At 62.4% G+C, this 13360-nt stretch carries 11 protein-coding genes and 1 pseudogene; 1 reads left to right on the top strand and 11 read right to left on the bottom strand.

All coding sequences use genetic code 11. The features are described 5' to 3' along the window. On the bottom strand, nt 1–1075 hold a 1075-nt coding region (locus BN1800_RS37435; protein WP_087005692.1), incomplete at its 3' end, for an alkene reductase. A gap of 122 nt (nt 1076–1197) precedes the next feature. Then, nucleotides 1198–1986, bottom strand: coding sequence for an SDR family NAD(P)-dependent oxidoreductase (locus BN1800_RS37430; protein WP_087005689.1), 789 nt, complete (start codon nt 1984–1986; stop codon nt 1198–1200). 112 nt (nt 1987–2098) lie between these two features. On the opposite strand from BN1800_RS37430, the gene BN1800_RS37425 reads away from it, so the two are divergent. Continuing rightward, complete coding sequence (locus BN1800_RS37425) at nt 2099–2677, top strand: TetR/AcrR family transcriptional regulator (RefSeq protein ID WP_087005687.1); 579 nt, start codon at nt 2099–2101, stop codon at nt 2675–2677. Between the two features lie 158 nt (nt 2678–2835). Here the strand turns inward: BN1800_RS37425 and BN1800_RS37420 are convergent. The 9 genes and pseudogenes from BN1800_RS37420 to BN1800_RS37380 form a co-directional block, all read right to left on the bottom strand. Next, nucleotides 2836–2982, bottom strand: a pseudogene (locus tag BN1800_RS37420) (alpha/beta fold hydrolase); the annotation flags it as partial. Between the two features lie 65 nt (nt 2983–3047). Further along, nucleotides 3048–4667: a GMC family oxidoreductase gene (locus tag BN1800_RS37415; RefSeq protein WP_179214001.1), complete on the bottom strand. Its 1620-nt coding sequence runs from the start codon at nt 4665–4667 to the stop codon at nt 3048–3050. Continuing rightward, nucleotides 4664–6184, bottom strand: coding sequence for an FGGY-family carbohydrate kinase (locus tag BN1800_RS37410; RefSeq protein WP_087005684.1), 1521 nt, complete (start codon nt 6182–6184; stop codon nt 4664–4666). The genes BN1800_RS37415 and BN1800_RS37410 overlap by 4 nt, the downstream gene beginning before the upstream one ends. 31 nt (nt 6185–6215) lie before the next feature. Then, a complete protein-coding gene (locus tag BN1800_RS37405) occupies nt 6216–7058 on the bottom strand; it encodes a class I fructose-bisphosphate aldolase (protein ID WP_037141379.1) in 843 nt (280 codons plus the stop codon). Further along, complete coding sequence (locus BN1800_RS37400; protein ID WP_087005681.1) at nt 7031–8779, bottom strand: glycerol-3-phosphate dehydrogenase/oxidase; 1749 nt, start codon at nt 8777–8779, stop codon at nt 7031–7033. Before BN1800_RS37400 ends, BN1800_RS37405 begins: the two co-directional genes overlap by 28 nt. Before the next feature lie 12 nt (nt 8780–8791). Then, nucleotides 8792–9787 carry an aldo/keto reductase gene (locus tag BN1800_RS37395; RefSeq protein WP_087005678.1) on the bottom strand — a complete coding sequence of 332 codons (996 nt, stop codon included), beginning with the start codon at nt 9785–9787 and terminating at the stop codon, nt 8792–8794. Beyond that, nucleotides 9784–10791 (bottom strand): sugar-binding transcriptional regulator, encoded by a 1008-nt coding sequence (locus BN1800_RS37390; RefSeq protein ID WP_087005676.1) that lies wholly within the window; start codon nt 10789–10791, stop codon nt 9784–9786. Before BN1800_RS37390 ends, BN1800_RS37395 begins: the two co-directional genes overlap by 4 nt. A gap of 1 nt (nt 10792) precedes the next feature. Then, nucleotides 10793–11782: an ABC transporter permease gene (locus BN1800_RS37385; protein ID WP_027509079.1), complete on the bottom strand. Its 990-nt coding sequence runs from the start codon at nt 11780–11782 to the stop codon at nt 10793–10795. Nucleotides 11783–11804: 22 nt separating this feature from the next. Further along, nucleotides 11805–13331 (bottom strand): sugar ABC transporter ATP-binding protein, encoded by a 1527-nt coding sequence (locus BN1800_RS37380; protein ID WP_087005670.1) that lies wholly within the window; start codon nt 13329–13331, stop codon nt 11805–11807. Between the last annotated feature and the right edge of the window lie 29 nt (nt 13332–13360).

Below are 13360 nucleotides of genomic sequence, written 5' to 3'. Positions count from 1 at the left end.
TCGAGGCGGCGATGGAGGGATAGTCGGTATATCCTTCGGCGCCGCCGCCGTAGATGGTCGCTGGGTTCAACTCTGCCAGCGGAACAGCAGTCTTCAGCCTCTCCACGAGATCAGGATTGGCGATAAATGGCCGGCCAAAGGAAAACAGATCAGCCTCGCCCTTCGTCAATCGCGACGTTGCGCGTTCTAAGTTGTAGCCGTTGTTTGCAATGTACGTGTTCCCGAACTTGGCCCTGAGCTCTGCGTAATCGAAGGGAGCAACATCATGCGGCCCGCTTCGCGCACCTTCAACGACATGAAGATAGGCAATATCCATCTGGCCAAGTTTCTCGGCGATGTAGTTGAATTGAGCCTGCGAATCGGTCGACGTGACGGCGTTGACCGGCGAGATCCGGACTCCCGTCCGCTGTGCACCGACCTCTGCAGCAACTGCGGCAGTGACCTCAAGTATCATCCGTGCACGATGTTCGATTGAGCCACCATAGGCGTCAGTACGCGTGTTGGAGCCATCCTTGATAAACTGTTCCAGCAGATAGCCATTGGCGCCATGGACTTCGACACCATCGAAGCCCGCAGCAATTGCGTTGGCGGCGGCGCGACGAAAATCTGCAATGATGCCTTGGATCTCATCAAGTTCGAGGGCGCGAGGTTCAGACACATCGGCGAACGCATTGTTCACGAAGACCTTGGTTTCAGCCTTGATAGCGGATGGCGCGACCGGTGCCTGCGCATTCGGCTGCAGATCGACATGCGAAACACGACCCACATGCCAGAGCTGCAGAAAGATGCGTCCGCCTTTGGCGTGCACTGCGTCGGTCACTTTCCGCCACCCGGCGATCTGAGCTTGTGTATAAATCCCCGGTGTATCCTGATAGCCCTGCCCCTCCTGCGAAATCTGCGCACCTTCCGATATGATCAAGCCTGCTGTCGCGCGCTGGGAATAGTATTTCGCGGCAATATCACCCGGCACGAAGCCGGGGCCGGCTCTGTTGCGGGTCAAAGGCGCCATGACGATACGGTTCGCCAGCGTCAGGGTTCCGAGCTTATAGGGTTCAAAGAGTGCGTTATCGGTCATTGCATGTCTTTCGTCTGGAGTTGGTGAATCTCTGTCAGGTCAGGGTTTCGCGCCGGCAGCACAGACCGGCTGGCCTTTTGCAGCACGGCCTGTGCCAGCTACGGCGCGTTCTACAGGAGGCGCTACTGGGCGGAGCGATAGCGTTCTGCCGCACGGACCTGTGCAAATCCTGGGATCATCGCTTGGCGCGCAGCATGATAGGCTTCCCATTGGGCGGCATCGTGCAGCGGCGGGATGGTGACGGACTCGCGCCTGTCAAAGCCTGCCAAGGCTGCATCCACAAGTTCTCCCACTTCCATCACCCCCGGAAGCGTGTTGACGTCAATGCCGACAAGCTCCCAGAGCTCCGTCCGCGTCGCCGCAGGCAAAACTGCTTGCACATAGATCCCCTTGGGACCGAGTTCGAGGCTGAGCCCTTGGGAGAGAAACGTCACGAACGCTTTGGTCGCGCCGTAGACGGACATACCGAATTCCGGGGCAAGCCCTACGACCGAGGAGACGTTGATGATCGCGCCCGAGCCCGCCTCGATGAAGCGTGGCGCCACGGCACTGGCGAGGCGAGCAACCGCCGTCGCATTGAGCGCGATAAGTTGGGAGAGATCATTGGCAGCTTGATCCACAAATGTTCCTCCCAGGCTCGCACCGGCATTGTTGACAAGAATTCCGATCCTGTGATCGTCGCGTAGTCGCGTTTCCACGGCCGCAAGATCATCGGAATTTGTGACATCGGCCTGCAGAATGTCGACCGTCGCGCCGGTTTCGTCGCGGATTCGTCCCGAGACAGCCTCCAGTCTTGCCTTATTGCGGGCGACCAGTACGAGATCGTGCCCACGCCGGGCGAAGCGTTCTGCATATGCCGCTCCAATACCCGAGGACGCGCCGGTGATGAGGACGGTGGGAGTTTCAGCCATTGCCTTGTTCTCTTTCGATGAGTGCTGTATATTTATGATGACGATACTAATTACGGCCTTAAGGTGATGGCTATCATAAAAAAGTCAATGGCAGACATGGAGAAATCTCAAAATGAAGATTAGCCGCGAACAGATGGCCAAAAACCGCCAAAGGATTCTGGAGATCGCAAGCCGATTGTTTCGGGAGAAAGGATTTGAGGCAGTCGGCGTCGCAGAGGTCATGAAGGCCGCGGGACTCACGCATGGCAGCTTCTACGGTCATTTCAGCTCGAAGGATGACCTCATCGTCCAAGCGCTTGCTCACGCGCTTGGCCAACGCAATGGCGCGACACTTCCCCTTCGCGCATACATGGAGGAGTATCTATCGCCGCGCCATCGCGACAACAGGGCTGGTGGCTGTCCAATTTCCGGACTTGCCGCCGACACGCTGCGCCAGACACCAGAGGCCCGTGCGGCGTTGACGGACGGCGTGCGAACACAAATAGACTGGATGAGCGAGAAGGTTGAAGGGCCCGCCGAAGCCGACCGCCGCCGCCGGGCGATCGCAAGCTGGTCCGCGATGGTCGGCGCAACGATCCTGGCACGGGCGATGGTCGATCCCGACTTGTCGAAGGAGATATTGACGGAGACGCTCGCCTGGATTGATGACGGACCCGGCAGACCTACTTCCGCACTTTCACAACCTCAATGAGGAACCATAGGGGCTGGTCCTGCGTCTTGCTCCGCAGCGTCATGCCATCGTCGGCTTCAAGACCATCAGCACGCCCTGTAGCGGGCCGCTTCGATGGCCATCAGCAATAACTGCTTGATGACGTCTACACGTTCGGAAAGCGTGCCGCCGGAAGGCACCGGGTGTGGTCCTTCATCACGATCTGCCTTGCGCTCCTTCAGTCTTCCCAGAAAGGCTTTTGCGGCGCGGCGACCATTAGTCGTAGAGGTGAAGAACGGGTCGAATTTCGGGTCTCGCTGCGTCAGGAAGCCCTTGAACATCAAAGGCCTCACCGCGATGGAAGGTGAAGGTTAGCGCCGGCTTCGAGAAGATTTCCGATTAATGTTCGCAATTACTTCAGAATGATTTCCGATGCCTTCTCCGCGATCATGATTACCGGTGAGTTCGTATTGCCGGAGACAATCGTCGGCATGATTGAGGCGTCGACAATACGCAACCTGCCGATCCCTTGCACACGCAGCTTCGGGTCCACCACCGCCAAAATGTCATTCCCCATCTTGCACGTGCCAACCGGGTGAAAAATGGTCGTCGCGATATCGCCGGCCCGGCGGATCAGATCCTCTTCGCCGTCGTGCTCCCGCCCGGGAAGCATTTCCTGCGGCCGGAAGCGCGCAAGCGCCTTCGTTTTCATAAGGGTGCGAGCGTGGCAGATGGACCGTGCCGCCAAAATCCGGTCGCCGGCGGTGGAGAGATAATTCGGGCGGATTTCCGGCGGCAGCGCCGCGTCGCATGTAGTCATATGCACCGTGCCGCGGCTTTCGGGCCGGAGATTGCAGACGGACACCGTGACAGCCGGATAGCGATGGAGCGGCTCGCCAAGCCGGTCGGTGCTGAGCGGCTGGACGTGGTACTCGAGATCGGCCGTCGAGACCGCCGGATCGCTCTTGGCAAAGATACCGAGTTGGCTCGGCGCCATGGAGAGCGGGCCGGACCGGCTGATGGCATATTGCAAACCCATGCCGGCGCGGCTGAAGAGGCTGTGATAGAGCTGGTTCAGCGTGCGCGCGCCTTCGATCTTGAAGACGGTGCGTATCTGAAGGTGGTCCTGAAGGTTCTCTCCGACACCCGGAAGATCGTGGTGGACGGGAATGCCGATGGCGGAGAGCACCTGCGGTCGGCCGACGCCCGATAACTCCAGAATTTTCGGCGAATTGATCGCACCAGCCGACAGCACGACCTCCCGGGCTGCACGAGCGACACAGGGGCGCCCGCGATGCTGGAAACGCACGCCGGTGACCGTCTTTCCGTCGAATTCAAGTCGCTCCGTTTCGGCGCCAGTGAGCAGGCGCAGATTCTTGCGTTTCATTGCCGGCCGCAGGAAGGCTTTTGTTGTGTTCCAGCGCACGCCGCCGCGCTGGTTGACCTCGAAATAACCGGAGCCCTCGTTGTCACCGTTGTTGAAGTCGTCGGTCTTCGGAATGCCGAGCTCTTCCGCCGCGTCGCGAAAGGCATCGAGGATCGGCCAGGAGAGTCGTTGGCGCTCGACGCGCCATTCGCCGCCGGCGCCGTGCATCGCGGACGTGCCACGATAGTTATCTTCTGACTTCAAGAAGTAGGGCAGGACGTCGTCCCAGCCCCAGCCCTCGTTACCGGCCTGGCGCCAGCCGTCGTAGTCGGCCGCCTGTCCGCGCATGTAGATCATGCCGTTGATCGACGAGCAGCCCCCGAGGACCTTACCGCGCGGATAGTTCAGCGCGCGGCCGTTGAGGCCGGCTTCGGCAGCCGTCTTCATCATCCAGTCGGTGCGCGGATTGCCCATGCAATAGAGATAGCCGATCGGCACATGGACCCAGTGGTAGCGGTCGCTGCCGCCTGCTTCGAGCAGCAGGACCCGGTTCCTCGGATCGGCCGACAGGCGGTTCGCCAGGACGCAGCCGGCCGAGCCCGCACCGACGACGATGAAATCGTAGCTGCCTTCGTCCACGGGCATTTCAGTGCTGTGCACCGTCATGCCACAGATCCCGCCACGTGGCCCGAAAGCCGCCGCCAGAGCGGGGTCATCGCGTCTGCAATATCCTTGTACAGCGCATAGCGCCTGTTGTAGTGCGCCGCCAGCGCATCGTTCGGCCTGTAGTGCCGGTCGACCCGCACCATGGCATCTGCCCCTTCCGTGAAATCTGCAAAGAGGCCGACGCCCGTTCCCGCCGCAATCGCCGCCCCCAGTGCACCCGTTTCCCGCGAGACAGCGACGGAAACCGGCATGCCCAGCACATCGGCGAATATCTGCGGCCAGAGGCGGCTGCGTGATCCGCCGCCCGACAGCACGGCCTCTTCAAAGCTGGCACCCGCCTTGCGGATCGCCTCGATATGCTGGCGATGCCCGAAGACCACGCCTTCCAGAAGCGCGCGGACCAGATGCCCTTTGCCGTGCCAGCCGGCAACTCCATAAAAGCCGGCCCGCGCATGGCCGTCCTGCTGGGCACCGTAGAGATAGGGATGATAGATCGGATCGTCGGATGCCGGCTCGATCGCCGCCGCCAAAGCGCAGCAGGCGTCGAAGGGCGACATGCCATCCAGATGTTCCCCCTCGAAGAACTCCCGCACCAGCCATTCCAGATTGGCGGCCGAGGTCGCGCTGTTTTCCATCGCCATGTAACGGCTACGGTCGAAAGTCGAGGACATGAAGACCGGCCCATCGAGGACAGGGCCATCGATGATCACCTGATTGATGCTCCACGTCCCTGCGATGATCGAGGCGCTGCCAGTGCGCGAAACGCCCGAGCCGAGCGCTGAGGCAACGACGTCGAACAGCCCACCGATGACTGGGGTGCCAGCTGCAAGTCCGGTTTCCGCAGCAACCTCTTCCGTCACGGTACCGGCGATGTCGGCGCTTTCGATGAGCGGCGGCAGCAGGTCCATGCAGTCGGCCAGCCCATAGGCAGCCATCAGTGTCTGGTCGTAGCGGCGGGCGGCGAGATCAAGCAGACCGGCGCCGGACATGTCCGACACCTCGCTGACGCGGCGGCCGGTCAGACGGTTGACGACGAAATCCTTGGAAAAGAACACTGTGCCGATGCGCTCGAAAAGCTCCGGCCTGTGACGCTTCAGCCAGGCAAGAAGCGTTGGCGTCTGTGAGGGCCACGGGCGCTGGCGGCCGATCGGATAGGTCCGGTCGCCCACGCCTTCCGCCGCCCATTCCTCAACGAGACCTATCGCCCGCGTGTCGAGCGACTGGATGCCGAGGAGCGGTTCGCCCTCCCGGTCGAGCGCATAAAGCCCGTTGCCATGGCCGGCACACCCGATAGCGGCGATATCGGTCGCCGCGATGCCCGCCTTGTCCAGGCAGGTGCGGATGACACGCTTGGCATTCGCCCAGAGCTCGCTGAGATTGCGCTCGACATGGCCGGGGTATGGCATGCGGCTGTGGCCCTCTTCCCCCACATGAGCCAGTTCCCGGCCCTTCCTGTCGAAGATTACCGCCTTGATCACGGTGTTGCCCGCGTCGATCCCTAAAAGATAGTCTCCCATTCAAAACCCCTCCCAAGGTTCGGTTAGGCCATCAGCGCTGCTGGTAGAGCGCGACGGCGTCCTCGCCGCTCGCATCCTCGTGCACGATCGCCATGAGCCCGCGCACCACGGCGCTCGGATTGGCATGTTGGTAGATGTTGCGTCCATAGACCATGCCCATCGCGCCCTGCCGCATCAAGGCCGCGGACTTGTCGAACACAGCGCGCAGGTCTTCCTTGCCGCCGCCGCGCACCAGAACCGGGCAGCGCGCCGCCTCAACCACGCGGTGGAACTCCTCTATATTCGTCGTCGGGTCCGCCTTGATGATGTCCGCGCCCATCTCACGGGCAAGCCGTGTCAGAGTGACGATCTTGTCGGCATTGCCATCGACCATGTAGCCGCCGCGCTCGGTGACCGGCTGCATGACAAGCGGCTCGATCATCAGCGGCACGCCGTACTTTTCGCAGTCTGCCCGCACACGAGAAATGTTCTGCACGCATTGGCGGAACAGATCCGGCTCGTCCGGCAGCATGAAGAGGTTGAGCACCACGCAGACGGCATCCATCTGCAACGCGCCGATCAACGGCTCCGCCTCGTTCTGCAACACCGCCCACATGTCGCGATGGCGGATCCGGTTATAGGGGTTGCCCATGTCGATGCGCATGACGAGCGCCGGCTTCTCCTTGCCGGGAATGTCCTGCAGCAGGTCGGCTTGGCCGTAGTTCATCTGGATCGCATCAGGTTTCGCATCGACCAGCGCTTTTACGACAGCCGGCATGTCCTCCAGTCCGTCGAGGAACGACGGTTCGTTGCACACGCCGTGATCGATCGCCACATCCAGGCAACGGCCGTTGCCGAACAGCCGGTTCATCCGGATCTTGCGGTTGTCTCGCATAGTACGCTCCTTTGTTTGTTCCGTGCGGAAAGGGCTGCCTCCGCGACGCCGTGGCGCTCGCGCATGAGGGTGAGAAAACGGGTGCGCTCTTCGGCCTTGCACTGCAGTGGCCAGCCTTTTTCGTCGGCGAGGAGGTCGAGCGCGACCTCGACCATCTCGAGGGAAAGCTCACCGGTGATGGCGAGTGTTGTGCGTCGAAGGAGCAGGTCATCCAGATGCTCGACCGCCTCAGTGCGGATGAGATGCAGGAGTTCCCGTGCGCTGTAGCCGGCATGAGGCAAGAGGGTGTCCGGCCCCGCGGCGGTGAAGCGGACGACGTCCTGCGCATCTGTGCCGTAGCGCTCGAAAAGCGTTGCGGCGCGATCGAGCGAAAGGCCTGTCGAATCCGACAGGTCCCGGATCCAGCCGCTACGGTCGTTCGGAAATGCCCGTCCGCCGCCGAAGGTGCGATCCGCTGTATGGACGCGGCGGCTCCTGCCAAGCCGTTCCAACGCCACGTCGGCGGCGAGTTCGCCGAAGGAGCGGAAGGTCGTCCACTTGCCGCCGATCATGCAGAGCACTGGCGGCCCGCCGTCGCGGCCTTCGAGAACGGTGCAGAAATGGTCGCGCGGGATGCGGCCGGTGAAGCTGTCATTGCTTGCCGGCAGCGGGCGCACGCCGGCGAACTGGAAGACAATCTCTTCCGGGCGGATGCGGACATCCGGCAACACGAAGGCGAGCGATTGCAGGATATATTCCCGCTCGTCGGCCTCGCAGCGCACGTCGCCGGGGTCGTCCACCCGGATATCTGTCGAGCCGACCAAGACCTTTCCGAGATAGGGAAAGAGGATGCAGATGCGCCCGTCGTCATTCTCGTAATAGATCATGTGGCCGTCGAGCATGTCGCGCAGCCCCTCATTGTCGATGATGAGGTGCGAGCCCTTCGTGCCGCCCATCAGCGGCGCGGGACGCGCTGCTTCAGAAAAGAGTGCATAATTGGCGATGTCGATCCAACCGCCGGTCGCGTTGATGACCAGTGCCGGCTTGATTGCCAAGGTTTCGCCCGAGACCCCGTCGTGCAGCAGAAATCCTCCAGCCGGAGCATGTTCGATCGTCGCATAGTTCAAGGCGCGGGCATTCGGGCCGGCCGAGAGCCCATCGCGCAGGAGCTCGATGCCGACGCGCTCCGGGTGACTCACCCAGGCATCGTAATAGGTGGCGGAGTTGCGGATCGCCGGGTTGAGCGCCGGCCATTTCAAAAGCGTGCTCCTGCGTCCCCGAAACTGATGGCGCGGCATCAGGGCACGCTTGCGCGTCAGGAAGTCGTAGATGCTCAGTCCAGCCTTGATGGCGACGGCGCCGCGGCGGCTAGGCCGGCGGGTGAGCCCCAGAAAGCGCACGATGCCGTTGGCGAGACCGGAAAAGACATCGAAGATCGGCACCGTGGTCGGGAGCGGGGCGACATAGTGAGGGGCGTTGCGCAGCAGCCGGTCGCGCTCGACGAGCGATTCCCGCACCAGGTCGAACTCGCCGTTTTCCAGGTAGCGCAGACCGCCATGCACCATGCGCGAGAGCGCGGCGCTGGCGCCGGAGCAATAGTCGCCCTTTTCCACGATGAGCACGTTGACGCCCTGCAGCGCCAGCTCGCGGAACACGCTGAGACCGTTGATACCGCCGCCGAGGACGCACACGTCCACCCTCGGGCTCCGGCGAAGCCCGTCCAATGTCTCTTCACGGTTCATGTTGTCAATCCGTTACCCGTCCATGTTGGTCAGCTTCGCCGATAGGGCGGAATCGATGGCAGCGAGATCTCCCGCAGAAAGCCGAAGCGTGCCGGCCCGCGCGTTGTCGAGTGCCTGTGCCGGATTGCGCGCGCCGCAAAGGGCAAAGGTCACACCTGGCTGCGCCAGCGTCCAGGCGATCACCGTCTGGACGATGCTCGCGCCGTGACGCTCCGCGACGGGCCGGATCGCCTCGGAGAAATCGCGAACCTTCTGCCGGTTGGCGACGGAAAAGCGCGGGTTGTCCTTGCGCTGGTCGTCGCCGGAGAAGATCCGGTCCGGCCCAATGGTGCCCGAAAGAAGCCCGAGCGCCAACGAGGAATAGCTGAGTGTCGATATTCCGTCTGCAAGAGTGAGCGGCAGCAGGTCCGCCTCGATCTCGCGATCAATCATGCTGAACCGCTCCTGGATCGCATCAAGCGAACCAGAAGCTATGTACTGCTCAAGCTGGAACCGCTTGACGTTGCTGGCGCCGATGGCGCGAATCTTGCCCGCCCGCTGCAACTCCTCTAGCGCCGCGACGGTCTCCTCGACGGGCGTCGTCGTGTCCTGCCAATGAGTAATATAAAGGTCGATATGGTCCGTGCCGAGCCGGCGCAGGCTATCCTCCACTTCATGGAGGATCGAGTCCCGGCCGAGATAGCGGTGAACCGGCTTTCCGTCCTGGTCGAAGAAGTGATTGCCCTTCTGCGTATGCCAGACGAGGCCGCATTTCGTGGCGATCACCGCCTTGTCGCGCCGGCCGGCAAGCGCCTTGCCGACGATTTCCTCCGCGCGGCCGAGCCCGTAGGCGGGCGCCGTGTCAATGAGGGTGACGCCGGCGTCGAGCGAGGCCTGGATGGCGGCAACGGACTGCGCCTCGTCGGTTCCGCCCCACATCCAGCCGCCGATCGCCCAGGTGCCGAGCCCCACGGCCGACGCCTTGACGCCGGAGCGCCCGATCTCGCGGATCAGCTGTTCGCCGCTCATGCCGAAACCCCTCCCTCGGATACAATTTCAAGAATGCGGGCCCCGGTCGCCTCGTCGGTGACGAGCGTGTCGAGATGCTTGCCGCGCAGGACACTGAGGATCGGGCCCGCCTTGTTCGGGCCGCTGGCGACGCCGATCTTCATCGGGATCGAGGCGAACTCCGGGAGAGTGAGCGACACCAGCGAGCGGTTGAGGCTGTAGTCGCAGACCCGGCCCTGGTCATCAAGCAGGTGGGCAAGCAGTTCGCAGCTTGCGCCCGAGCGCTCGATCGCCACCCGATCAGTACTGGAGGAAGGATGCAGGTCGTAATAGCTGGAGTCGTCCGTCAGGATCGAGCCGATGCCGACCACCGCCACCTTCGCCTCGCGCGCACGTTTGAAGACGTCGGCGACCGAACGCATGTTGATCAGCATCGCCCGCTGCTCGGCATCGTCAGCGAAGAGGGGCGCATGAATCTGGTAGGAGCGTCCCCCGAGCCGGTCGGCCATCAGGGTCGAAACATGGTTGACGTCGGTATAGTGCTTGCCCTGCACGCAGCCAGTTGCCGGAATGACCTCGACATCAAAACGGCGTGGTGGTTGCAGACCGGTGACGACGGCGCTGACCCCTTTGCCGCCAGTGATGCAGATCGTGTCGCCGTCGCCGATCTCCTCCATCAGCAGGCGAGCCGCCGCCTCTCCGACCGCCTGAAGCGCGGTCTGCGGATTGCCGGAGACGGTCGGGACCACGATCGCGCGGCTGATGCCGCCGAGTGCCAGAAGCCGCTCCTCCATGTCGACCAGCGGCTCGACCGGGGACTTGATCTTAATCTCGACGAGGCCGAGCTGACGGCCGCGTTTGATGAGGCGGTTGACGGTGGCTTGCGAGATACCGAGCTGGCCGGCGATCTGGGCCTGCGTCAGGCCCTCCATAAAGTGCAGAACGAGCGCCTGGTGCATCTGGCGGGCGATGACGATCTCCTCGCGCGGTGCTGTCATCTTGGGTTTCAGTTTGGCAATTGGCATGTCAGGCAGCCTTCTGCTTGTGCAGGAAATGGTCGATGGAAACGGCAGCGAGCAGAATGCACCCCTTGATCATGTCCTGCCAATAGACTGAAACATTGAGCAGGATCAGAGAACTGGTGACGACAGAGAGAAGCGCGATGCCAAGGATGGCACCGAGTATCGTGCCCGAGCCGCCGTTGAGCGAGGCGCCGCCGATGACCGCCGCAGCGATGATGTTGAGTTCCATGCCGACGCCGAATGTGGGGGTCGCCGCGCCGAAGCGGGACATGTAGATGACGCCTGCGACCCCGGCGAGCGTGGAGCAGAGAACCGTCACCCAGAATTTCACCTGATTGGTCTTGATGCCGGAATAGAGCGCAGCCTTCTCGTTGCTGCCCGTATAGAAGACTTTGCGGAAGGCAGTGGCCCGGCGCAGCAGGAAATCGAATAGGATGACGACCGCGACGAAGATCAGGATGACGTAGGGCACGCCGTAAAAAGTGCCCTGCCCTACCGCCTTGAAGCCCGCCGGCAGCGTGAAGAGCGAGAGCGGCGTACCCTTTGTGATGATGAGGCAGAGGCCACGGACGATCACCATAGCCGCAAGCGATGTGATGAAGTGGTTGAGACCCACGACCGTCACAAAGAAGCCCATGATGCCACCGATGGCGCTGCTTGCGAGGATGCCGACGAGCGAGGCCGTCCACGGGTCGAGCCCGGCGAGGAAGAGCGAGCCCGAGAGCACCATCGCAAAGCAGACGACGGAGCCGACCGCAAGGTCGATGCCGCCGACGATGAGCAGGATCGTCATGCCTACGACGACGATGCCTTCAACGGAAAAACTCATCAGCATGGCGCGGAAATTGCCAAGTGTCAGGAAGTGTGGCGAGGCAAAGCTCATGATCACGCAGAGCGCGAGGATGATCGCGATCAGCCCTGCCTCGCGCATTGTGCCGATGCGTTTGAAGGACGATGTCTTCGGCGCGCCTGTCGCCAACGTGTCGATTGTCATTCCCGTCTCTCCCACTTTTTCCTCAGGCGGCATGGCTCGCCGCCTTGGCCGTTCCCACCCCCGAAGCGAGGCGGATCACGGCCTCCTCCGTCATCTCGTCGGGGCCGAGCTCGCCGGCGATGCGCCCCTCCCGGATGACAAGCACGCGGTCGCACAGCCCGAGGAGCTCCGGCATTTCGGAAGAGATGACGATAATGCCGATGCCCGACCGCGCAAGCTCGCGCAACAGGCGGTGAATTTCCGCTTTCGCGCCGACATCGATGCCCCGCGTCGGTTCGTCCATCAGGATGACTTTCGGCTTCACCGCAAGCTGCTTGGCGAGCGCGACCTTCTGCTGATTGCCGCCGGAGAGCGCTTTGACCGGCGCCTCAATGCCACCCATGCGAACCGACAGCCGACGCGCGAAATCCTCTGCCAGTGCGGCTTCCGCACGACGGTTCAGCAGGCCGATCGGATTGGTCAACGACTTAAGGTCCAGCACGGAGATGTTCTGTGCGATGGACATTTCTAAAAACACACCCGACCCCTTGCGGTCTTCGGAGAGATAGACGATGCCGGCCTTCACGGCATCGGAATAGGCGCGGATAGGCTGCGCCTTGCCATGCAGGCGCAGCGCACCCGCCGAGCGCGATCTGAGCCCGCAGATGCCTTCGGCGATTTCGGTGCGACCGGAGCCGATGAGGCCCCCGATTCCGAGGATCTCTCCCTTGCGCAGGTTAAAGCTCACATCATGGAACCGCTCGCCGTCGCCGATATTGTTGACCTCCAGGATCGTCTCCCCGGACGCGTCGTCCGCACCGAGCTTGTCTGGATAGAGCTGCGTGATCTCGCGCCCCACCATGCGGCGCACCACGTCGTCTGGCGTGATGTCGGCGATGTGGCCGGTACACACGCAGCGCCCGTCACGGAACACGGTAACCCGGTCGCACAGGCTGAAAATCTCGGCCATGCGATGGCTAATATAGATGATCGAAATGCCGTTCGCCTTAAGGTCGCGTATGATCGCAAAAAGCTGGCGCGCCTCGGTTTCGGTCAGCGCCGCGGTAGGCTCGTCCAGGATCAGCACGCGGCAGTCGAGCGTCAGAGCCTTGGCGATCTCGACGAGTTGCTGGCTGGAAATCGGCAGGTCCGCAACCTTGCGGCGGACGTCGATGGCGGCAAGACGGTTCATGACGGCCTGTGCATCGCGCTCCAGGGCGCGATAGTTCATGAAGGGAGCTTTGCGGCGGTTGGTCGCCGCCATGAACATGTTTTCGGCCACCGTTGCATCCGAGCAGAGCGCGATTTCCTGGTGTACGAGCCCGATGCCGAGCGACTGGGCCGCGGCGGGGGAGGATATGCGCACGACCTTGCCGTCCACGCGAATTTCGCCTTCGGTCGGCTGCAGCACACCGGCGATGATGTTCATCAGCGTCGATTTGCCGGCGCCGTTCTCGCCGCAGAGCGCATGGACTTCGCCCCGCTCCAGCGTGAAATCGACGTCAGTCAACGCCGTCACCGCCCCGAAATGCTTGGTCATGCCATGAATGGTGAGCACCGGCTCCGCCATCGTCGTCCTCCCTCCCCCCTTCACGACCG

The sequence above is a fragment of the Rhizobium sullae genome, from assembly GCF_900169785.1.
Lineage (GTDB): Bacteria > Pseudomonadota > Alphaproteobacteria > Rhizobiales > Rhizobiaceae > Rhizobium > Rhizobium sullae.
The sequence above is the reverse complement of the archived record's forward strand: the minus strand, read 5'-3'. Positions and strand labels throughout refer to the sequence as shown.